A 21665-nucleotide genomic window follows, 5' to 3' on the forward strand; every position below is an offset into this window, starting at 1 on the left:
CGCCCGAAGCCCCGCCCCCAGCCACCCCCAACGCCCCGCCGATGGACCGGAAGCGGCCAGGCCGGCGGCAAGGCGCGAGCCACCGGCGCCTGCAATTCCGCGGCCTGCTGCCGCGACGAACGACAAGGCCGGGGAAGACATCACGAACCGGGCCGCCGCCGCGCCGCGGATCGAAGCCGGCGAGGACGTGCGGCCTCTGTCCGTACGCAGTTTTGCCAGCGCCATCCAGAACCGTCGATACAGCCGGATCGATTCCCTGCGGCAGCCGAATGCGGAACCGGGGAGCGCCAGTCCCGCCACGCCGGGCCCAGCGGAGCCGCGCACGCCGCCGGCATCGGCCGCTGCCGATGCCGACGACGAAACCGCCGCGCTGGACCGCAGCCTGGAGGAATTCCTGTCCTCGGAGCTGAGCGCCGAATTGGCCGCCGAAGCCAGCGCCGAACAGGCCGAACAGGCAGCGACGCCGCAGGCGCCCGCGGCGCCGGTGATGGAAGAGCGGCCTGCGGAGCCGAAAACCGAGCCCCGCGGGCCCACGCCGGCGTCGCCGTCCCCCGCTTCGCCGTCCCCAACTTCGTCGTCCCCCGCTTCGCCGCCGCCCGTCTCGGCAGTGTCCAATTCGCCTGCACCCACTTCCCCGGCGCCCACTTTCCCGGCGCCCGCCTTGCCGGTGCCCACCCCGGCCGCGCCGGCCGCAGCGCCATCCGGCCCGGCACGGCCCATGCAGCGGCCGGAACCGGCTGGTCGTCCGATCGCCCGGGACGAGTCTGCCGCACCGCGCGCCGCGCCGCCCCGCTCCGTATCGCCGGCCGCAGCAACACCGGCCGCAGCAAAACCAGGCGCCGCAACGCCGGCTGTCGCACCCGCGCAGCCGCGAGCGGCCGTGGACGCACAGCCGCAGCCTCCTCAGCCCCCCAAGCCGGCCCAGCAGCCGGCGGCCAGCGCGCCGCCTCCCGCCAGGCCCGGGGCCGCGCCAGCCGCTCGCCCGGCCCCGGTCGTCGCGCCCGCCGCCGAGCCGGCTCCTGCCGCCGCTTCTGCCGACACGCCATCGAACGTGGCCCCGGTGGTCGATTCCGCCACCGCGCGAGGAGAAGCCACCGCGCGGGGAGAGGATTCCGGCCGATCGCGGCAGGAGATCAGCCTCGAGGAGGAGATGAAGCGGCTACTCGGGGAATTCGACTTCGACAGCCCCAGCCGCGGGCAGAACCAGCGACCCTGAAGGGCGGTGCGCCTGCTGCTTCCCGTGTCTTCGAGGACACGCGAAGGACGCGTCGGGATCATTCGCCCCCCGCCGCGCGAGGAATCGTCGCCCGGGCACCGCATCCCGGGCAAGCCCCAAACGAAAAAGCGCCCGCCCCCGAGGGGCAGGCGCTCTTTGGACGAATGCCCGCGATGGCATTCTACTACTCTGTCCGCCGCCGGCCCGGGCCGGCAGGGAACCGCTCAGCGGCGGCCGAAACGCACGGCGCGCTCGATGTCGGCGCGCATCACGCCGATGTCGGCGAGCTCACGGTCGCCCATCATCTGCAGCTGACGGATGTCGCTGCGGACGCTGCGCAGGGATTTGATGCGATCTGCGAAATTCCGGAACATGGCACTACTCCTCGACGCCAAGAAGCACGGCCGCCCCGTACGGGCCCCGGTGCTTGAATGGGAAGCTTTTCGGTTGTTTAACGGTTCGGAGGCTGAACCATCGGCCGCCTCGGCGGGGGATGTCTCGACCTCGTGACGCTCATATATTCGGCAGCAATGCTCAAAACTAGAGCAGCAAACTGCACATCAGTCGTGCAGTCCGTGCATGGCGCCGGCAAGAACCCGTTCATCAAATCGTAACACGGTCATGCCCGTGCGATTCGGCGGTTCCAGCCGCCGTCGCTGGCCCGGCGCGGGGTGCCCTGCGGCTTCCACAATGCCGCAGCTTCCGACATCCGGGCCCGCTCGTCGGCGCCGTTCGGACTGGGCGTCCCAAGACCTGGCGCCGTCCCCTTGCCTCTCACGCCGGCGGCGCGGCTCCGGGCCTCGTGCGGGTGTCGAGACTGCTGGTTCAAGTCCCGCGCAATCTGCTAGAATGGTTCTCGACTGGGCATGGGAGCCGGCCGGGCGTGTCGAGGAGGACATGGCCGCAAGACGCTGCGCCCCGAACGTCCGGCCGAATGCTGACGGGAGGCGGCGACAACACGTGCTCGAGCAGTCCTACGTCCTTGCGTTGGTGATCGCCTCGCTGGCGGTCTCGCTGATGGGGAGCTTCACCGGCCTCTCCCTCACCTATGGCATCAACGCGTTGCCCGGTGCGCAGCGCAAGCTGAGCGTCGCCATGGCGGCCATCGCGCTGGGCGGCGGCATCTGGTCGATGCACTTCGTCGCCATGCTCGGGCTCGAACTCCCGGTGCTGTTCTATTACGACGCACTGACGACACTGATCTCCGCGCTCGTCGCGATCCTCATGGTCGGGATCGCGCTGCTGCTGATGCATTTTCGCGCCCGCACGCCGCGCGGCATCACGGCCGCGGGGGCGATCGTCGGCCTCGGGATCGCCGCCATGCACTATCTCGGCATGTCCGGCATGCAGCTGTGCCGGCCGGTCTATTCGCCCGTCGGCTTCACGCTGGCCTGGGGCGCATCGATCGGCCTCGGCATCGTCTCGTTCCATGTCATCTACGGCGCCCGCAGCCGCCGCAACGTCTTCTTCGGCACGCTCTGCCTGGGGCTTTCGGTCTTTGCCGTCCACTTCATCGCCATGGGCGGCACCGGCTTCCTGCCGGACGCCTCGGGCTCGCCGGAAGGGCCCCTGCTCGACAATGCCACGCTGGCGATGGTGGTCACCCTCGCGGCCTTCGTCATCTGCGGCGCGTTCCTGCTCACCGGCGTGACCTTCCTGCCCTCCGGCGGCGCCGCGGCAGGCGAGGAAGCGCGCGGCGCGCCAGACGTTCGATCGGTCGCCGCGGCATCGGCAAAGCTGCCCCAGTCACCGGCCGCCCTGTCCGGGCCATCGCCCGAAGGCACGGCCTCCCCGCTCGCCGCGCCTCCCGTCTCCGCGCACCATCCGGAAGCGGCGGCGATGGCAGAGCCCGCCCGCCCGCCCGGGCCGCGGCAGGGCTCGCCTTCCCTCATCCCCTACGAAAAGGACGGCCGCACCATCTTCGTCGAGCGCGCGAAGGTCGCGGCCCTGCGCGCCGAGGGCCACTACACGATCCTCTATGTCGGCGGCCAGGAGCTGTTCTGCCCCTGGTCGATCTCCGAGGCCGAGGCGAGGCTCGCAGATCCCGGCTTCGTGCGGGCCCATCGCAGCTACCTGATCAATGTCAGCCATGTCACCGGCTTCGAGCGGCACAAGGACAACGGCATCTGCTTCTTCGAGAAGACGGTCTCGCTCGGCAAGGTGACGGTCAGCCGCTCGCGACTTCCCGCGGTGCGCGACGCCCTCGGCGTCTAGGGTCGTTGAGAGGCGCCTGGTGGCGTCTCGAAACCGTCTCGGCGGTTCGCATTTCGTGCAGCGATTTCGCAGCTGGTGAAATCGATCCCGCGCCTCGTTAGCGGCGGCGCGCGGCTTCTCGAAGCTCGGTCATACTCCCCTGGAAGACGCGTCAGACGTCCGCCATCGAGGGGAGGAACCGAGATGATCCCAGCAGCCTTCGACTACCATCGCCCGCCTGACCTCGCCGCCGCCATCGCGGTGCTTCGCGAATATGGCGACGACGCACGCGTCGTTGCCGGCGGCCACAGCCTCATCCCGATGATGAAGCTGCGCATGGCGGAGATCCCGCATCTCATCGACCTGCAGGCCATCGCCGCCCTCAAGGGCATCTCGATCGACGGGAGCACCGTGCGGATCGGCGCCATGACGACGCAGGCCGAGCTGATCGCCCATGACGGCCTCGCCCACGCGGCGCCGATCCTGCGCGAGACGGCCCTGCAGATCGCCGATCCGCAGGTGCGATACGTCGGCACCATCGGCGGCAACGTGGCCAACGGCGATCCGGGCAACGACATGCCGGCGCTGATGCAGTGTCTCGATGCGAGCTTCAGCCTCGCCGGGCCGGATGGCGAGCGCACGGTGAAGGCACGGGAGTTCTACCAGGGCGCCTATGTCACCTTGCGCGATGACGGCGAGATCCTCACCGCCGTGAGCTTCGAGGCGACCGGCGGCGGCCATGCCTACGAGAAGCAGAAGCGCAAGATCGGCGACTATGCGACGGCGGCGGCCGCCGTTCTCCTCGTCAGGGACGGAATGGTCTGCAGCCGGGCCTCGGTGGCCATGACCAACCTCTCCGACGTCCCGGTCTGGTCGCTGGCCGCAGGCGACGCCCTCGCCGGCACGTCCTGCGGGCCGACCGACATCGACGCCGCCGTGGCCGCCATGCTCGCCGACATCGCGCCGACCGCCGACAATCGCGGCCCGGTCGAGTTCAAGCGCCACGTCGCCGGCGTCATCCTTCGCCGCGCCATCGCGCGCGCCTGGTCAAGGGCCTGAGAGGAAATCCGTCCCATGAAGAAGATGCAACTGACGCTGACCGTCAATGGCGAAGCCCATGACGTGCTCGCCGAACCGCGCGAACTCCTGATCCACGTGCTGCGCGAGAGGCTCGGCCTGACCGGGCCGCATATCGGCTGCGAGACCTCCCATTGCGGGGCCTGCACCATCGACATGAACGGCCGCTCGGTGAAATCCTGCACCGTCTTCGCCGCGCAGGCGGACGGCGCCGCGATCACCACCATCGAGGGTCTCGGCACGCCGGGCGCCCTGCATCCGTTGCAGGAGGCGTTTCGCGAGCATCACGGCCTGCAGTGCGGCTTCTGCACGCCGGGCATGATCACCCGGGCCTTCCGGCTCCTGCAGGAAAACCCCTCGCCGACCGAGGCGGAGGTCCGCATGGGCATGGCCGGCAATCTCTGCCGCTGCACCGGCTACCAGAACATCGTCAAGGCCATTCTCGCCGCCGCCACCGAGATGAACACCCTCAAGGAAGCCGCCGAATGAACGAGATGGCACCGATCAGCCGCGAAGAGCGGGCCCAGAACCTCAAGGGCCTCGGCTGTTCCAGAAAGCGCGTCGAGGACGTCCGCTTCACCCAGGGCAAGGGCAACTATGTCGACGACATCAAGCTGCCCGGCATGCTCTACGGCGATTTCGTCCGCTCGCCTTATGCCCACGCCCGGGTGAAATCCGTCGACAAGAGCGCGGCCCTCGCCCTACCCGGCGTTGTGGCGGTGCTGACGGCGGAAGATCTCGCGCCGCTCAACCTCCACTGGATGCCGACGCTCGCCGGCGACAAGCAGATGGTGCTCGCCGACGGCAAGGTGCTGTTCCAGGGCCAGGAGGTGGCCTTCGTCGTCGCCAACGACCGCTACGTCGCGGCGGACGCCGCCGAACTCGTGGTCGTCGACTACGAGGAGCTTCCCGTCGTCACCGACCCGTTCAAGGCGCTCGAGCCCGGCGCGCCGGTGCTGCGCGAGGATCTGGAAGGCCAGACCTCGGGTGCCCACGGCGAGCGGCGGCACCACAACCACATCTTCCTGTGGGAGGCCGGCGACAGGCAAGCTACAGAGGAGGTCATCGCGTCGGCCGAGGTCGTCGCCGAGGAGATGATCTACTATCACCGCACCCATCCCTGCCCGCTCGAGACCTGCGGCTGCGTCGCCTCGATGGACGCGGTCAACGGCAAGCTGACGGTCTACGGCACCTTCCAGGCGCCGCATGTGGTGCGCACCGTCGCCTCGCTGCTCTCCGGCATCGAGGAGCACAAGATCCGCGTCGTCTCGCCGGATATCGGCGGCGGCTTCGGCAACAAGGTCGGCGTCTATCCCGGCTATGTCTGCTCCATCGTCGCCTCCATCGTCACCGGCAAGCCGGTGAAATGGATCGAGGACCGGATGGAAAACCTGACGGCCACCGCCTTTGCCCGCGACTACTGGATGAAGGGTCGCATCTCGGCGACGAAGGAGGGCAGGATCACCGGCCTTGCCTGCCACGTCACCGCCGACCACGGCGCCTTCGATGCCTGCGCCGATCCGACGAAGTTTCCCGCCGGCTTCTTCCACATCATGACCGGCTCCTACGACATCCCGGTCGCCCATGTCGGCGTCGACGGCGTCTACACCAACAAGGCCCCGGGCGGCGTCGCCTATCGCTGTTCCTTCCGGGTGACCGAGGCGGCTTATTTCATCGAGCGGATGATCGAGGTGCTGGCGATCGAGCTCGGCATGGACGCCGCCGAGCTGAGGGCAAAGAACTTCATCCGCAAGGAGCAGTTCCCCTACATGTCCGCGCTCGGCTGGGAATACGATTCCGGCGACTACCACACCGCCTGGAACAAGGCTCTCGCGGCCATCGGCTACGAGGATCTGCGGCGCGAGCAGGCCGAACGGGTCGAAGCGTTCAGGCGCGGCGAGACCCGCAAGCTGATCGGCATCGGCCTCACCCACTTCACCGAGATCGTCGGCGCCGGCCCGGTGAAGAACTGCGACATCCTCGGCATGGGCATGTTCGACAGTTGCGAGATCCGCATCCACCCGACCGGCTCGGCGGTGGCGCGGCTCGGCACGATCAGCCAGGGCCAGGGCCATGCCACCACCTTCGCCCAGATTCTCGCCAGCGAGATCGGCCTCTCGGCGGATTCGATCACCATCGAGGAAGGCGACACCGATACGGCACCCTATGGGCTCGGCACCTACGGGTCGCGCTCGACGCCGGTGGCCGGCGCCGCCGCCGCCATGGCCGGCCGCAAGATCCGCGCCAAGGCGCAGATGATCGCCGCCTATCTGCTCGAGGTCCATGACGGCGACCTCGTATGGGATGTCGACCGTTTCGTCGTCAAGGGTGCGCCGGAGCGCTTCAAGACCATGAAGGAGATCGCCTACGCCTCCTACAACCAGGCGATCCCCGGGGTCGAGCCGGGGCTGGAGGCGGTCAGCTACTACGATCCGCCCAACATGACCTATCCCTTCGGCGCCTATGTCTGCGTCATGGAGCTCGACGTCGACACCGGCGGCCACGAGATCCGCCAGTTCTACGCCCTCGACGACTGCGGCACGCGGATCAACCCGATGATCATCGAGGGACAGGTGCATGGCGGGCTGACCGAGGCCTATGCGATCGCCATGGCCCAGGAGATCGCTTATGACGAGATCGGCAACGTCAAGACCGCGACGCTGATGGACTTCTTCCTGCCGACCTCCTTCGAGACGCCGCACTACACCACCGACTTCACCGAGACCCCCAGCCCGCACCATCCGATCGGCGCCAAGGGGGTTGGCGAGAGCCCCAATGTCGGCGGCGTCCCGGCCTTCTCCAATGCGGTGCACGACGCCTTCCGGCCGTTCGGGCTCCGGCAGGCCCACATGCCCCACGATCACTGGCGGGTCTGGAAGATCGCCCGCGACCTCGGGCTCAACGGGTGACGGGGACGAGGACAGGAACGGCGGCACGAGCGGACGGGACGGCGGGAACCGTCCCGCCGGAGGCTCGGCCGGCGGCAAGCGACTGGGCGAGCCTCGGCGAGAGCTTTGCGGCCAAGGGCTACATCGCCTCGCCCGAGCTGACGATGGCGCTCCACATCGCCCTGACGCTCTCTCGCCCGCTGCTCGTCGAGGGCGCGGCCGGCGTCGGCAAGACCGAGGTGGCGCGCACCCTGGCGCTGGTGAAGGACACCCGCCTGATCCGGCTGCAATGCTACGAGGGCCTCGACGCCGCGAACGCCATCTACGAGTGGAACTACCAGCGCCAGCTGCTGGCGATCCGCGCTGCGGCGGAGGGCGGCGAGACCGGTCGCTCCGTCGAAAGCCGGATCTTTTCGGAAGAGTTCCTGCTGCAGCGTCCCCTGCTCGAGGCGATCCGGCAGGACACCCCGCCGGTCCTCCTGATCGACGAGATCGACCGGGCGGACGAGGAATTCGAGGCCTATCTCCTGGAGGTCTTGTCGGACTTTCAGATCACCGTGCCGGAGCTCGGCACCATCGCCGCCCGCTCGATCCCCCACGTCATCCTCACCTCGAACGGCACCCGGGACCTGTCCGACGCGCTTCGCCGGCGCTGCATCTATGCCCATGTCGACTATCCGGGCCGCGAGGCGGAATTGGCGATCCTCGCCGCGCGCTGCCCCGAGGCCGAGCCGCGGCTGGCGAGGCAGATCGTCGGCTTCGTCCAGGCGCTCCGCAAGGAAGAACTCGAAAAGACCCCGGGCGTCGCCGAGATGCTGGACTTCGCCGCGGCGCTGGTCGGCCTCGGCGTCGCCGATCTTGCCGCCGATCCGGTGGTGCTCCAGGCGACGCTCGCCACCCTCCTGAAGACGCAAGGCGACCGCGCCGCGGTGCCCCCCGCCGTCGCCGAGCGGCTGGCGGGGACGGCGGGATGAGCCGGGTCACCCGCTTCGCCGCCCGCGATCCCGGCCCGGCGGCGCGGCTCGTCGGCTTCATGGCGCATCTGCGGCAGAACGGCCTGCGGCTCGGCGTCCACGAGACGGCGACGGCGATGCAGGCGCTGTCGGTCGTGGCGGCTGCCGATCCGCGCGAGGCGCGGCTGGCGCTGAAGGCGGTCTGCGCCGGCACCGCCGACGACGCCGCGCGGTTCGACGCGCTGTTCGACGCCTACTGGCTGAACGCCGGCCGCGTGCGCCAGAAGATCATGCGCGAGGGTGCCGAAGGGAAACCCCGCCATTCCCGCTCGTCGCTGACGGCAGAGGACGGACCGAAGGCCGGCGGCGGCCGCATCCACGCCCCCGACGACGACGGCGGCAACGACGCGTCTGCCGGCGGCACCGGCCGGCTGGTCGCGACCACCGCCCGCAACCTGATGACCAGGGACCTGCGCGAACTGGTCGATCCCGCCGACATCGCCGAAGCCGAGAAGGTGGCACACCGGCTTGCCGCCGCGATCCGCGGCCGCCGTTCGCGCCGCAGGCGGGCCGCCCGCAGGGGCGAGACGATCGACTTCAGGCGCGTCGTCAGGGCGAGCATCGCCACCGGCGGCGAGCCTCTCCGGCTTCCCCGCCGGCGGCGGCCGGAGCGCGCCGTCCGGCTGACGGTGCTGTGCGACGTCTCGGGCTCGATGACGGTCTATGCAAGGGTGTTCCTCGCCTTCGTCGCCGGGCTGATCCGCGCCGACGCCACCGCCGACGCCTATCTCTTCCACACGCGGCTCGTGCGCATCACCGAGGCGCTGCGCGACGACGACCCGCTTCGCGCCATGAACCGCCTCACCCTCCTCGCCGATGACTTCGGCGGCGGCTCGAGGATCGGCTCCAATCTCGACCGCTTCGCCCGCACCTATGCCCGCAGCTTCGTCACCGGCCGCAGCGTCGTCGTCATCCTGTCGGACGGCTACGACACCGATCCGCCCGAACGCATCGCCTCGGCCCTTGCGCGACTGAAGACACGCGGCTGCCGCATCGTCTGGCTCAATCCGCTGGCCGGCTGGAAGGGCTACGAGCCGATCGCCCGCGGCATGGCGGCGGCACGGCCGTATCTGGATCTCTTCGCCCCGGCCAACACCCTCGCCTGCCTGGCGGCCCTCGAACCGGAGTTTGCGCGGCTATGACCATGGCGGCTTCGTTCATGCCGAGCTTCGACGAGCGCATTGCCGCGCTGCGCCGCGCCGGCCGGTCCTTCGCCATCGCCACGGTGGTACGCACCGTCGACGCGACCTCGGCGAAACCCGGCGCCAAGGCGCTGATCCTGGCGGACGGCACCATCGAGGCAGGCTGGATCGGCGGCGGTTGCGCCCGCGGCGCGGTGGTAAAGGCCGCGATCGAGGCGCTCGGCGACGGCCGGCCGCGCTTCGTCAGCCTGCGCCCCGAAGAACTGCTCGAGGCCGAAGGCGCAACCCACGGCACCGAGCGCGCGGGGGTTCGCTTCGCCCGCAGCCGCTGTCCGTCGAAGGGCTCGATGGACGTCTTCGTCGAGCCGGTGACGCCGCCGCCGGAACTGGTGATCTGCGGCGAGAGCCCGGTGGCGCTGGCGCTCTGCGAATTGTCCGCCTGCCTCGGCTTCACCCGCACCCTCTGCGCACCGGGCCTTGCTGCCGAACGCACGCCCCTGGTCGAGCGGCTGGTCGACGGTTTCGAACCGGACGGTGGCGGGGGCGTCGGCACCGCCGGGGCGGAGCGCTACGTCGTCGTGGCGACGCAGGGCAAGGGCGACGAGGCCGCCCTTCGCGCCGCGGTGCTGGCCGGGGCGGCGCATATCGCCTTCGTCGGCAGCCGCCGCAAGTTCGCCGCGCTGCGCGAGCGCCTCACTGCGGGCGGCCTACCGGAAAGCGCTCTTGCCGACGTCAAGGCGCCGGCCGGTCTCGACATCGCGGCGATCACTCCGCACGAGATCGCCCTGTCGATCCTCGCCGATATCGTCGCCCTCCGGCGCGGCCGTCAACGCGAGTCGGGCCGGGCGTGACATGCCCCGCCGTCGACTGCGAGAGTGAGCCGGGTGATCCGATGCAGCAACTGGCGCACTCAGAGGCACGAGCCGCCGGCGCCAGTGCTTTCCTCTGGAAAATCGCCGCGATAGCGGCTATCGATGCCGTGTCGCCATTTCGAGGTCGCCCTCCCCCACGACATCCCGTCGTGCGGGCCGGGCGGACTTGCGGCGGGCCTGTAGCTCAATGGTTAGAGCCGGCGGCTCATAACCGCTTGGTTGGGGGTTCGAGTCCCTCCGGGCCTACCATCTCGAACGCGAAGCACCATCCCCGCACGCTCGATCCACTCAGGCTCGATCCACGCACGCTCGATCCGCGCGCGAGACGCAGCCCCCCACGGCCGCGCCCTCTGGCCCCTCGCCTGCCAATAGACTGCACCGGGCCGGGCCATCGCCAGTCCGGCATGGTTGCCTCGGCCGCAGGACGTCCGCGGCGTCGGCGTCGTCCCGATGCGGATCCGGCGTCGTCGTCGCTCATGATCCCCGTGCCACGTCCGTCGATCCGATGCTATGCTCTCGCAGAGGGCTTCACGGTGTCGGCGCGGCCGGCGCGGCCCGAAGGGACTCGGCTGGAAGGTTTGACGAATGGACACGCATGCGATCGGCGCGGCGGGCATCAGCGCCGCGGTGAGCAGCCAGGGGGCCGAGCTGGTCAGCCTGCGCGACGGCGCCGGCGAGGAGCTCCTCTGGCAGGCGGGGCCGGAGTGGCCGCGCCATGCGCCGGTGCTGTTTCCGATCGTCGGCCGGCTGAGCGGCGACATCCTGCGCCATGACGGCCGGGACTATTCTCTCGGCCAGCACGGCTTTGCCCGCGACCGGATATTCACCTGGACCGAGCGGAGCGCCGAACGCGCCGCGCTTCGCCTCACCGACGATGCCGAGACACGCCTCTCCTACCCGTTCCCCTTCATCCTCGACCTCGTCTATGCCGCCTCGGAGCGCGGCCTGAGCGTCACGACGCGGGTGACCAATCCGGGCGAGCGAGCGCTGCCCTGCGGCGTCGGCGCCCATCCGGGCTTTCGCTGGCCGCTCGCCGACGGTCTCGCCAAATCCGACCACGTGATCACCTTCGAGACGCAGGAGCGCGGCCAGCTGCGCTCGGTCGTCGGCGGCCTCCTCGCCGCGCCGGTGCCCCTGCCCTTCGACGGGCGGCGGCTGGCTCTCTCGGAAACGCTGTTCCAGCGCGACGCGATGGTGATGCCGGATGTGGCGAGCCGTAGCCTCCGATACAGCGGCCACGATGCGGACGGACGGATGGTGCGCGCCCTCACCGTCGCATGGGAAGGCTACAAGGATCTCGGCATCTGGTCGAAGCCGACGACGGCGCCGTTTCTCTGCATCGAGCCCTGGTACGGCATGGCGAGCTCCGTCGACTGGGACGGCGAGTTCCTGGAAAAGCCCGGCATCCTCGTGCTCGCACCGGGCGAATCCAGGGACTTCACCTGGAGCGTCGCCATCGAGGCGCCATGACGGCCGGCAGGCTCGCGCCCCTGCCAAAATCCCCCGGCCTCGGCTATCCATGGGACATGCGGGTTCGGCCGATTCTGGACTTCGAACCACCGCCCGTCATTTACGGCGGTCCGAAAAGGTCTGGCCCGGGCATCCGGCTTACCGGCCTTGCCCGGAGAGACCGACAGCGAGAGGGGGAAACAGCGATGCTCGACATCATCCAGCAACTGGAAGGACGGCGGGAGGAGGCCCGCCTCGGCGGCGGCGAGAAGCGCATCGCCGCCCAGCATGCCAAGGGCAAGCTGACGGCAAGAGAGCGCATCGACGCCCTCCTCGATCCCGGCTCCTTCGAGGAATACGACACCTTCAAGACGCATCGCTGCACCGACTTCGGCATGGCGGAGCAGCAGATCCCCGGCGACGGCGTCGTCACCGGCTGGGGTACGATCGAGGGCCGCCCGACTTACGTCTTCTCCCAGGACTTCACCGTCTTCGGCGGCTCCCTGTCCGAGACCCACGCCGAGAAGATCTGCAAGATCATGGACCTCGCCGTCCAGAACGGCGTGCCGCTGATCGGCCTCAACGATTCCGGCGGGGCGCGCATCCAGGAGGGCGTCGCCTCGCTCGGCGGCTATGCCGAGGTGTTCTGGCGCAACGTCCAGGCCTCGGGCGTCATCCCGCAGATCTCCGTCATCATGGGCCCCTGCGCCGGCGGCGCGGTCTATTCCCCGGCCATGACCGACTTCGTCTACATGGTCCGCGACACCTCCTACATGTTCGTCACCGGGCCGGACGTGGTGAAGACCGTCACCGGCGAGGTGGTGACGGCCGAAGAGCTGGGCGGCGCCGGCACTCATTCGAAGAAGAGTTCGGTCGCCGACGGTGCCTTCGAGAACGACGTCGAGGCGCTCGCCGAGATGCGCCGGCTGTTCTCCTTCCTGCCGCTCTCCTCCCGCGAGAAGCCGCCGGTCTACGAGACCCTCGACGATCCGGCCCGCATCGAGGCGTCCCTCGACACGCTGATCCCGGACAATCCCAACAAGCCCTACGACATGGGTGAACTGATCGAGAAGGTGGCCGACGAGGGCGACGTCTTCGAGATTCAGAAGGAGTTCGCGGGCAACATCATCACCGCCTTCATTCGCCTCAATGGGACGAGCGTCGGCGTCGTCGCCAACCAGCCGATGGTGCTCGCCGGCTGCCTCGACATCGACGCGGCGCGCAAGGCCGCCCGCTTCGTGCGCTTTTGCGACGCCTTCAACATCCCGATCCTCACCTTCGTCGACGTGCCGGGCTTCCTGCCCGGCGTCACCCAGGAGCTCGGCGGCATCATCAAGCACGGGGCGAAGCTGCTCTTCGCTTATGCCGAGGCAACTGTCCCGAAGGTCACCGTCATCACCCGCAAGGCCTATGGCGGCGCCTATGACGTGATGTCGTCGAAGCACATCCGCGCCGACGTCAACTATGCCTGGCCGAGCGCCCAGATCGCCGTGATGGGGGCGAAGGGCGCCGCCGAGATCATCCATCGCAAGGACGCCGGCGACGCGGAGCGGCTGGCCCAGCATACCAAGGAGTACGAGGACCGCTTCGCCAATCCCTTCATCGCGGCGCAGCGCGGCTTCATCGACGAGGTGATCCTGCCGCATTCGACGCGGCGCCGGGTGATCCGGGCCTTCGAGATGCTGAAGACGAAGACGGTGTCGGCACCGCTGCGCAAGCACGACAACATCCCCCTCTGAGGCCGGCGGCGGGGCGGCAGCGATGGCGCCGATCGCGAACGGTCCGTCGCGGCTCGCCGCCGGGGAAACGCTCGTTATGTTCGTATCCGCGGCGCATTGCGCCGATCCGGAATTCTCTCGACAGAAGGCTCGACACCATGAGCGACGACAACAAGTTCCCGCCCGAGAACAACCTGCCCGCCGGCTACGTCCCGCCGAAGATCTGGCAGCCGGACACCGAATCCGGCGGGGCCTTCGCCTCGATCAACAAGCCGACGGCGGGCGCCCAGTACGACAAGGACCTGCCGGTCGGCCAGCATCCGCTGCAGCTCTATTCCCTGGGCACGCCCAACGGCGTCAAGGTGACGATCATGCTGGAGGAGCTGCTCGACGCCGGCTACACCGAGGCCGAGTACGACGCCTGGCTGATCCGCATCAACAAGGGCGACCAGTTCGGCTCCGGCTTCGTCTCGGTCAATCCGAACTCGAAGATCCCGGCGATGATGGACCACGCGCCGAAGGACGGCGGAGCGCCGATCCGACTGTTCGAATCCGGCTCGATCCTGACCTATCTCGCCGACAAGTTCGGCGCCTTCCTGCCGACCGATGCGCGAGCCCGCGCCGAGGTGATGAACTGGCTGTTCTGGCAGATGGGCTCGGCACCCTTCCTCGGCGGCGGCTTCGGCCATTTCTATGCCTATGCGCCGATGAAGATCCAATACGCCATCGACCGCTACGCCATGGAGGTGAAGCGCCAGCTCGACGTGCTCGACAGGCAGCTCAAGGACAACGAGTACATCGCCGGCAGCGAGTATTCGATCGCGGACATGGCGATCTGGCCCTGGTATGGCCGCATTGCCGCCCATGACGCCTATGACGACGCCGGCACCTTCCTGTCCGTCGACGACTATGCCAACGTCCAGCGCTGGCGAAAGCAGATCGGCGAGCGCAAGGGCGCACGGCGCGGCTCGATGGTCAATTCGGTGACCGGCGATCCCTCGACCCAGTTGCACGAGCGCCACGACGCGTCCGACTTCGACACGAAGACGCAGGACAAGATCGGGGACGCCGGCTGATGGTCTCCCGTCTGGTGGCACACTGGGTCTATGGCGGATTCCTGGCGGGGCTTCTGATCCTCGCGCTGACGCCGATCATCGCGGCGACATGGCCGGCGGCGCTGACGCTGGTCTTCCTGCAGCTGCCCGTCTACATGGTCCACCAGTACGAGGAACACGACGATGGCCGCTTCGCGGCGGCCATCAACGCCATGATCGGCAAGGGCAAGATCGTCCTCGACGACGTCGCGGTCTTCGTCATCAACATTCCCGGCGTCTGGGGCGTCAACCTCGTCTCGATCTGGCTCGCCGTCGGCGTCGGCATCGGCTGGGGCCTCATCGGCGTCTACCTCACCCTCGTCAACGCGCTTGCCCATATCGGCCAGGCGCTCCGGCTGCGGGCCTACAATCCCGGCCTTGCGACGGCCGTCGTCCTGTTCCTGCCGGTCGGCATTGCGGGGGCTGTGGTCGTCGGCGCCGAGCCCGGCGTCGGTGCTGGCCACCACGTCGTCGGCCTGGCGGTGGCGATCGCCATCCATGCGGGGATCATCGCCTATGTCGTCATGAAAAGGAGGCGTCTGGCGTGACGGCGACGATAGTCGGAAAAGCTCGGGTAATACGTGCTTGGCTCCACGCTTCCGGGAGGACGAACAGGTGCCCACGGTTCTCCGATGGCGTGGATATCGGTTTTTCTGGTATCGCTATGACGCGATCGAACCGGCGCACGTCCATGTTTTCAAAGACGGGGCTGAATGCAAGATTTGGCTGCACGATCTCTCGGTGGCATTCAATCACGGCCATTCTTCCAAGGCCTTGCGGGCGCTGATCGAAAAGACGAAGGAGCAGCAGGTCCATCTGCTGGGTGTCTGGAATGACCAATTCGGAGAATGAGAGGGATGCCGAGGCGCCGCGGGCCGCCTGGTGCGATCAGGAGAGCCTTCACGTTCGGCTGGCGGACGGGCGGGAGATCGTGACCCCGCTCTGGTGGTACCCGCGCCTCCTCGCTGCCTCGCAGGCAGAGCGCAACACGATCGAACTGATGTATTCCGGCATCCACTGGCCGGATCTCGACGAAGACTTGAGCATCAAGGGCATGCTGCGCGGAGCGAAAGCCCCCGGCGCCACGCCCCCCAAGGAGGCCGCCGCCTGATGGCCAATCTCCCCGACATGACCAAGCATCGCGGCTTTCCCTCGGGGCTCCCGGGCACCGGTTTCCAGTTCACCGTGCGCCGTGCCAACCCGAAGGGCGCGACCAAGATCATCGAACGCAAGCGCTTCAACGACCGCACGCCGACCGAAAAGCTCGCCGACGCGGCCTTCCTGCACGCCATCTGGCACATGTTCGGGCCCGAGCCCTTCGAGCGCGGCAATCTCGACGCCGGCCGCATCTCCTGGCTGTTCAACCGCGAGATCGTGCCGGCGGAAAAGCCGTTCGATCCGGCTTCCTACGAGGCCATGTTGATGATCGACGAGGAGGTGGCAAGGAAGAGCTATCCGGAGGCCTTCGGGGACGTCCTGGAAGTCTAGGCAGCATGATTCCCCGTGAGCCAGCCGCTGGAGGGGCCGGCGCAGACAGGGGGAGCGAGCCTGGACATGGCGACGCGGCACGCGGATGCGTACACAGGAATGCAATGCGGGGGCATCGCCGGCCCTGGCTCAAGGGAGAGAGACGGGACTTGTTCAAGAAAATCCTCATCGCCAATCGCGGCGAGATCGCCTGCCGGGTCATCAAGACCGCCAGGCGCATGGGCATCGCCACGGTGGCGGTCTATTCGGATGCCGACCGGGACGCGATGCATGTGCGCATGGCCGACGAGGCGGTGCATATCGGCCCGCCCCAGGCGAACCAGTCCTATCTTCTCGGTGATCGGATCATCGCAGCCTGCAAGGAAACCGGCGCAGAGGCGGTGCATCCCGGCTACGGCTTCCTCTCCGAAAACGCCGATTTCTGCGAAAAGCTCGAAAATGCCGGTATCGTCTTCATCGGCCCGAAGCCCAAGGCGATCCGCGCCATGGGCGACAAGATCACCTCGAAGAAGCTGGCCGCCGAAGCCGGCGTCTCGACCGTGCCGGGCTACATGGGGCTGATCGAGGACGCTTCGCATGCCGCCAAGATCGCGGCGGAAGTCGGCTATCCGGTGATGATCAAGGCGTCGGCCGGCGGCGGCGGCAAGGGCATGCGCATCGCCTGGAACGATGCCGAAGCCCGCGATGGCTTCGACCGCTCGCGCTCGGAGGCGAAGAGCTCCTTCGGCGACGACCGGATCTTCATCGAGAAATTCGTCGAGGAGCCCCGCCACATCGAGATCCAGGTGCTGGCGGACAGTTTCGGCCATTGCGTCTATCTCAACGAGCGCGAATGCTCGATCCAGAGGCGCAACCAGAAAGTCGTCGAGGAGGCGCCCTCCGCCTTCCTCGACGCGGAAACCCGCAAGGCCATGGGTGAGCAGTCGGTGGCGCTGGCCAAGGCCGTCGACTACGAGAGCGCCGGCACGGTCGAATTCATCGTCGACAAGAACCGGAACTTCTACTTCCTGGAGATGAACACCCGTCTGCAGGTCGAGCATCCGGTGACCGAGCTGATCACCGGCGTCGATCTCGTCGAGCAGATGATCCGCGTCGCAAACGCCGAGAGGCTGCCCTTCACCCAGGAAGACGTGACGATCGACGGCTGGGCGATCGAGAGCCGCGTCTATGCGGAAGACCCCTATCGCGGCTTCCTGCCCTCGATCGGCCGGCTGAAGCGCTATTCTCCCCCGCAGGAAGGGCCGCTGGAGGGCTCGCCCGCCTCGGGCACGGGACCTTCCGGCCGCGCCATCGGCGGCGGCGCGCCGGTCCTGCGCAACGACACCGGCGTCTCCGAGGGCTCGGAGATCTCGATGTTCTACGATCCGATGATCGCCAAGCTGTGCAGCTGGGGCGAGACGCGCGAGGCGGCGACCGACGCCATGGCCGAGGCGCTCGACCGCTTCGTCATCGACGGCATCGGCCACAACGTGCCCTTCGTCTCGGCGATCATGCAGCATCCGCGCTGGCGCTCCGGCGAAATCTCCACCGGCTTCATCGCCGAGGAATATCCGGACGGCTTCGACGGCACCGAGGCGGACGGCCCGATGCGGGCAAAGCTCGCCGCGGCGGCGGCGCTGCTCGCCAAGGCCTCGAAGCGCCGCAGCGCCAGCAAGGCACCCAGCCTCGGCGAAAACCTCGCTTTGAGCAAAGAAAGCGGACGGCGCATCGTCTTCATCGGCGAACATCGTCTGACCGTCGATCTCGGCGAGACCGGCGTCAGCGTCGACGGCGCCGATCTCGGCCCGGTCGAGATGGACTGGCAGCGGGGGCGGCAGACCGCCATGATCCGCCTCGGCGGCGAGACCCTGACCCCGCGCGTCGATCCGATCGTCAGCGGCTTCCGGCTGCGGTTGAAGGGCATCGACGTGAATGCCAAGGTCTACGAGCCGCATCTGGCGCGGCTCGCCGAGCTGATGCCGGTGAAAGAGGCGCCCGACACGTCGAACCTCCTGCTCTGCCCGATGCCCGGCGTCGTCGTCCAGATTGCGGTTGCCGAGGGCGAACAGGTCGAGGCCGGCCAGACGCTCGCCATCGTCGAGGCGATGAAGATGGAAAACGTCCTCAAGGCCGAGAACCGCGGGACGGTGAAATCCATTCCGGTCAAGGCGGGCGACAGCCTCGCCGTCGACGCGGTGATCATGGAGTTCGAGACATGAGCGAGACGTTTCCGCGGGACTGGCTGGACCTCGCGACCAGGGAACTGAAGGGGCGAAAGGTCGAGGATCTCACCTGGCAGACCGCCGAGGGCATCGCCATCAAACCGGTCTATACGGCAGCCGATCTGCCGCAGGATGCAGCGACCGCCCTCCCCGGCGTCGCCCCCTTCACCCGCGGGCCGCGCGCCACGATGTATGCCGGCCAGCCCTGGACCATCCGCCAGTATGCCGGCTTCTCGACGGCCGAAGAATCCAACGCCTTCTACCGCAAGAACCTCGCCGCCGGCCAGAAGGGCCTCTCGGTCGCCTTCGACCTCGCCACCCATCGCGGCTATGATTCCGACCATCCCCGGGTCGCCGGCGACGTCGGCAAGGCGGGCGTCGCCATCGACACCGTGGAGGACATGAAGATCCTCTTCGACGGCATCCCGCTCGATGAAATGAGCGTGTCGATGACGATGAACGGCGCGATCATCCCGGTCCTCGCCATGTTCATCGTCGCCGCCGAGGAACAGGGCGTCGACAGGGGCAAGCTCACCGGGACCGTTCAGAACGACATTCTGAAGGAGTTCATGGTCCGCAACACCTACATCTATGCGCCCGCGCCCTCGATGCGCATCGTCGCCGACATCATCGGCTACACCGCCAGCGAGATGCCGCGGTTCAACTCGATCTCGATCTCCGGCTACCACATGCAGGAGGCCGGCGCGACGCTCGCCCAGGAGCTCGCCTATACGCTGGCGGACGGCATGGAATATGTCCGCGCCGCGATGGCCCGCGGTCTTTCCGTGGACGCCTTCGCGCCGCGCCTCTCCTTCTTCTTCTGCATCGGCATGAACTTCTTCATGGAAGTCGCCAAGCTCCGGGCCGCCCGGCAGATGTGGGCGAAGATCATGACCGACTTCGGCGCCGCCGACGAGCGCTCGAAGATGCTGCGCACCCATTGCCAGACCTCGGGGGTTTCGCTGACGGAGCAGGACCCGATGAACAACGTCGTGCGCACCGCTTATGAGGCGCTGTCGGCGGTGCTCGGCGGCACCCAGTCGCTGCACACCAACGCCTTCGACGAGGCGATGGCGCTGCCGAGCGAGACGTCGGCTCGCGTCGCCCGCAACACCCAGCTGATCCTCGCCCACGAGACCGGCGTCACCAATGTCGTCGATCCGCTCGGCGGCTCCTACTATGTCGAAGCCCTGACGAAGGACCTCGCCGACAAGGCTTTCGCCCTGATCGAGGAGGTCGAGGCGGCCGGCGGCATGACCAAGGCCGTCGCGGAAGGCCTGCCGAAGCGGCGCATCGAGGAGGCGGCGGCGCTGCGCCAGGCCCGCATCGACAAGGGCGAGGACGTCGTCGTCGGCGTCAACCGCTTCCGGCTCGAGGAAGAGGCGCCGGTGGAGATCCTCCGGATCGACACGGCGGCCGTGCGCAAGTCACAGATCGCAAGGCTCGAGGAAGTCCGCCGCACCCGCAGCAAGGAGGCCTGCGACAGCGCCCTCGCCGCGCTTCGCCAATGCGCTGCCGGCAAGGAGGGCAACCTTCTGGCCGCCGCCGTCGAGGCCGCCCGGGCCCGGGCCACCCTCGGCGAGATCTCACAGGCGATGGAGGACGGCTTCGGCGGGCGGCACCAGCCGTCCACCTCGCTGATCTCCGGCGTCTTCGCCTCCGCCCATGAAGGCGACCCGGAGTTCGCGACGATCCGCCAGCGCATCGCCGACTACGCCGGAAAGAAGGGCCGCAAGCCTTCGATCCTGGTGGCAAAGCTCGGCCAGGACGGCCACGACCGCGGCTCCAAGGTGATCGCCACCGCCTTTGCCGATCTCGGCTTCGAGGTCCATCTCGGGCCGCTGTTCGAGACGCCGCAGGAGGTGGCGGCCCTTGCCATCGACAAGCAGGTCGACCTGGTCGGCGTCTCCTCCCATGCCGCCGGCCATCTGACGCTGGTGCCCGAACTCATCGACGTTTTGGCCGAACGGCAGCGCTCCGACATCCACGTCATCTGCGGCGGCGTCATCCCGTCGGAAGACTATGCGGCGCTCACCGAGGCCGGTGTCGCCGAGATCTTCGGGCCCGGCACCAACGTGCTTCAGGCCGCGATGGCGGTTCTCGGCGTCCTCGAGGGCCGCCGCCGCAACACCCGGCGGGGCGCCCCGATGCCGGCCTGAGGGCGGCCGAGAGGATGCATGTGTTGCCGACCCACCATCTGGCAGAGAAACTCATGACGAAGGTATCGACGGATGGATGAACAGAAGCTCGCAGCGCTCCGCCAGCGATTTGCCGGCGACAACGAGCGCCGGATCTACGACGCCGGCTTTGCTGCCGTCGCCGACCGGCTGTTCGATCCGAGCGGCACCCGCGTCGCCCCTTATGCCGGCCTGCCGACGCTGCTCGACGTGCCCTACCGCGCCATCGACTGGACCGCGCCGGATTTCGGCGATCTGCAGGTGGCGATGATCGGCGTGCCGATGGATCTCGGCGTCACCAATCGCAACGGCTCGCGCTTCGGGCCGCGGGCGCTGCGCACGATCGAGCGCGTCGGGCCGTACAACCACGTCCTGAAGACCATGCCGACCCATGAGATCGCCGTCGCCGACATCGGCGACGTGCCGTTCCGCTCGCGCTTCGATCTCGCCACCTCCCACGAGGACATCGAACGGACGGCGGCGGCGATCGCCGCGGCCGGCGTCCTGCCGCTGTTCGTCGGCGGCGACCACTCGATCTCGCTGCCGATCCTGAAGGCGCTCGGCGCCGGCCGGCCGGTGGGGATGATCCACATCGACGCCCATTGCGACACGTCCGGCCCCTTCGACGGCTGCAAGTTCCACCATGGCGGACCGTTCCGCCAGGCCGTCCTCGACGGCGTCCTCGATCCCGAACGCACCATCCAGATCGGCATCCGCGGCTCCTCGGAGTATCTCTGGGAGTTTTCCGCGCAATCCGGCATGACCGTGATCCACGCCGAGGCGATTGCCGATCTCGGCGTCGCGGACATCGTCCGCCGGGCAAGAGACGTCGTCGGCGACGGACCGGTCTACGTCTCCTTCGACATCGACAGCCTCGACCCCGCCTTCGCCCCCGGCACCGGCACGCCGGAGATCGGCGGCCTGACGACGCGGGAGGCCCAGGCGATCCTGCGTGGCCTCGCCGGCATCCGGATGATCGGCGGCGACGTCGTCGAGGTGGCGCCGCAATACGACGCCACCACCAACACCGCCCATGCCGGCGCCCAGATGCTGTTCGAACTCCTCAGCCTCGCCCGCCTCGCCCTCCCCTGACGGCTGCCGGCCGCCGCGCATGCCGAGCCCCGCATCGCAGCGATG

18 protein-coding genes, 1 tRNA gene and 1 pseudogene are annotated in these 21665 nt (G+C 68.5%); 18 read left to right on the forward strand and 2 right to left on the reverse strand.

What is annotated here, in order from left to right; all coding sequences use genetic code 11:
* Positions 1-615 (reverse strand): annotated as a pseudogene (locus tag ATO4_RS28160) (hypothetical protein); the annotation flags it as partial.
* 825 nt (positions 616-1440) lie between these two features.
* Positions 1441-1590, reverse strand: a complete 150-nt coding sequence (locus tag ATO4_RS24520) for a DUF1127 domain-containing protein (protein WP_083594411.1) — start codon at positions 1588-1590, stop codon at positions 1441-1443.
* Between the two features lie 586 nt (positions 1591-2176).
* On the opposite strand from ATO4_RS24520, the gene ATO4_RS24525 reads away from it, so the two are divergent.
* The 18 genes from ATO4_RS24525 (at position 2177) to speB (ending at position 21620) form a co-directional block, all read left to right on the forward strand.
* Complete coding sequence (locus tag ATO4_RS24525; RefSeq protein WP_210191136.1) at positions 2177-3430, forward strand: MHYT domain-containing protein; 1254 nt, start codon at positions 2177-2179, stop codon at positions 3428-3430.
* Between the two features lie 183 nt (positions 3431-3613).
* Positions 3614-4468: a xanthine dehydrogenase family protein subunit M gene (locus tag ATO4_RS24530; RefSeq protein WP_083594412.1), complete on the forward strand. Its 855-nt coding sequence runs from the start codon at positions 3614-3616 to the stop codon at positions 4466-4468.
* Between the two features lie 15 nt (positions 4469-4483).
* Positions 4484-4975, forward strand: a complete 492-nt coding sequence (locus tag ATO4_RS24535) for a (2Fe-2S)-binding protein (protein ID WP_083594413.1) — start codon at positions 4484-4486, stop codon at positions 4973-4975.
* Positions 4972-7395 carry an aerobic carbon-monoxide dehydrogenase large subunit gene (locus ATO4_RS24540; protein WP_083594414.1) on the forward strand — a complete coding sequence of 808 codons (2424 nt, stop codon included), beginning with the start codon at positions 4972-4974 and terminating at the stop codon, positions 7393-7395. The genes ATO4_RS24535 and ATO4_RS24540 overlap by 4 nt, the downstream gene beginning before the upstream one ends.
* Positions 7396-7517: 122 nt before the next feature.
* Positions 7518-8348, forward strand: coding sequence for a MoxR family ATPase (locus ATO4_RS24545; RefSeq protein WP_245308915.1), 831 nt, complete (start codon positions 7518-7520; stop codon positions 8346-8348).
* Positions 8345-9529: a VWA domain-containing protein gene (locus ATO4_RS24550; RefSeq protein WP_083594415.1), complete on the forward strand. Its 1185-nt coding sequence runs from the start codon at positions 8345-8347 to the stop codon at positions 9527-9529. Before ATO4_RS24545 ends, ATO4_RS24550 begins: the two co-directional genes overlap by 4 nt.
* Positions 9530-9546: 17 nt before the next feature.
* Entirely contained in the window at positions 9547-10380 is an 834-nt protein-coding gene (locus ATO4_RS24555; RefSeq protein WP_083594445.1) for an XdhC family protein, read from the forward strand.
* Positions 10381-10574: 194 nt separating this feature from the next.
* Positions 10575-10650, forward strand: a tRNA-Ile gene (locus ATO4_RS24560).
* 336 nt (positions 10651-10986) lie between these two features.
* The gene (locus ATO4_RS24565; RefSeq protein WP_083594416.1) at positions 10987-11871 is read left to right on the forward strand and encodes an aldose 1-epimerase family protein; all 885 of its coding nucleotides are present in this window, start codon (positions 10987-10989) and stop codon (positions 11869-11871) included.
* A gap of 185 nt (positions 11872-12056) precedes the next feature.
* On the forward strand, positions 12057-13589 hold the full coding sequence (locus ATO4_RS24570) for an acyl-CoA carboxylase subunit beta (protein ID WP_083594417.1): 1533 nt from the start codon (positions 12057-12059) through the stop codon (positions 13587-13589).
* A gap of 137 nt (positions 13590-13726) precedes the next feature.
* Entirely contained in the window at positions 13727-14644 is a 918-nt protein-coding gene (gene yghU / locus ATO4_RS24575) for a glutathione-dependent disulfide-bond oxidoreductase (protein ID WP_083594418.1), read from the forward strand.
* The gene (locus tag ATO4_RS24580) at positions 14644-15210 is read left to right on the forward strand and encodes an HXXEE domain-containing protein (protein ID WP_083594419.1); all 567 of its coding nucleotides are present in this window, start codon (positions 14644-14646) and stop codon (positions 15208-15210) included. Before yghU ends, ATO4_RS24580 begins: the two co-directional genes overlap by 1 nt.
* Positions 15211-15277: 67 nt before the next feature.
* Positions 15278-15514, forward strand: a complete 237-nt coding sequence (locus tag ATO4_RS24585) for a DUF4160 domain-containing protein (protein WP_083594420.1) — start codon at positions 15278-15280, stop codon at positions 15512-15514.
* Positions 15495-15773, forward strand: a complete 279-nt coding sequence (locus tag ATO4_RS24590) for a DUF2442 domain-containing protein (protein WP_083594421.1) — start codon at positions 15495-15497, stop codon at positions 15771-15773. Before ATO4_RS24585 ends, ATO4_RS24590 begins: the two co-directional genes overlap by 20 nt.
* Complete coding sequence (locus ATO4_RS24595) at positions 15773-16150, forward strand: hypothetical protein (RefSeq protein ID WP_083594422.1); 378 nt, start codon at positions 15773-15775, stop codon at positions 16148-16150. The genes ATO4_RS24590 and ATO4_RS24595 overlap by 1 nt, the downstream gene beginning before the upstream one ends.
* A gap of 149 nt (positions 16151-16299) precedes the next feature.
* The gene (locus ATO4_RS24600) at positions 16300-18348 is read left to right on the forward strand and encodes an acetyl/propionyl/methylcrotonyl-CoA carboxylase subunit alpha (RefSeq protein WP_083594423.1); all 2049 of its coding nucleotides are present in this window, start codon (positions 16300-16302) and stop codon (positions 18346-18348) included.
* Entirely contained in the window at positions 18345-20510 is a 2166-nt protein-coding gene (scpA, locus tag ATO4_RS24605; protein ID WP_083594424.1) for a methylmalonyl-CoA mutase, read from the forward strand. Before ATO4_RS24600 ends, scpA begins: the two co-directional genes overlap by 4 nt.
* Before the next feature lie 72 nt (positions 20511-20582).
* Positions 20583-21620 carry an agmatinase gene (gene speB / locus ATO4_RS24610; RefSeq protein ID WP_083594425.1) on the forward strand — a complete coding sequence of 346 codons (1038 nt, stop codon included), beginning with the start codon at positions 20583-20585 and terminating at the stop codon, positions 21618-21620.
* Positions 21621-21665 lie beyond the last annotated feature (45 nt).

This window comes from Aurantimonas sp. 22II-16-19i (assembly GCF_002088275.1).
Lineage (GTDB): Bacteria > Pseudomonadota > Alphaproteobacteria > Rhizobiales > Rhizobiaceae > Jiella.

What these genes read in the sequence shown, in the direction of transcription:
- ATO4_RS24520 (WP_083594411.1), bottom strand. Translation starts at nt 1,590, where the DNA reads ATGTTCCGGAATTTCGCAGATCGCATCAAATCCCTGCGCAGCGTCCGC.
- ATO4_RS24580 (WP_083594419.1), top strand. Translation starts at nt 14,644, where the DNA reads ATGGTCTCCCGTCTGGTGGCACACTGGGTCTATGGCGGATTCCTGGCG.
- ATO4_RS24590 (WP_083594421.1), top strand. Translation starts at nt 15,495, where the DNA reads ATGACCAATTCGGAGAATGAGAGGGATGCCGAGGCGCCGCGGGCCGCC.
- ATO4_RS24565 (WP_083594416.1), top strand. Translation starts at nt 10,987, where the DNA reads ATGGACACGCATGCGATCGGCGCGGCGGGCATCAGCGCCGCGGTGAGC.
- ATO4_RS24595 (WP_083594422.1), top strand. Translation starts at nt 15,773, where the DNA reads ATGGCCAATCTCCCCGACATGACCAAGCATCGCGGCTTTCCCTCGGGG.
- ATO4_RS24555 (WP_083594445.1), top strand. Translation starts at nt 9,547, where the DNA reads ATGCCGAGCTTCGACGAGCGCATTGCCGCGCTGCGCCGCGCCGGCCGG.
- ATO4_RS24535 (WP_083594413.1), top strand. Translation starts at nt 4,484, where the DNA reads ATGAAGAAGATGCAACTGACGCTGACCGTCAATGGCGAAGCCCATGAC.
- ATO4_RS24570 (WP_083594417.1), top strand. Translation starts at nt 12,057, where the DNA reads ATGCTCGACATCATCCAGCAACTGGAAGGACGGCGGGAGGAGGCCCGC.
- yghU (WP_083594418.1), top strand. Translation starts at nt 13,727, where the DNA reads ATGAGCGACGACAACAAGTTCCCGCCCGAGAACAACCTGCCCGCCGGC.
- scpA (WP_083594424.1), top strand. Translation starts at nt 18,345, where the DNA reads ATGAGCGAGACGTTTCCGCGGGACTGGCTGGACCTCGCGACCAGGGAA.
- ATO4_RS24530 (WP_083594412.1), top strand. Translation starts at nt 3,614, where the DNA reads ATGATCCCAGCAGCCTTCGACTACCATCGCCCGCCTGACCTCGCCGCC.
- ATO4_RS24550 (WP_083594415.1), top strand. Translation starts at nt 8,345, where the DNA reads ATGAGCCGGGTCACCCGCTTCGCCGCCCGCGATCCCGGCCCGGCGGCG.
- ATO4_RS24540 (WP_083594414.1), top strand. Translation starts at nt 4,972, where the DNA reads ATGAACGAGATGGCACCGATCAGCCGCGAAGAGCGGGCCCAGAACCTC.
- speB (WP_083594425.1), top strand. Translation starts at nt 20,583, where the DNA reads ATGGATGAACAGAAGCTCGCAGCGCTCCGCCAGCGATTTGCCGGCGAC.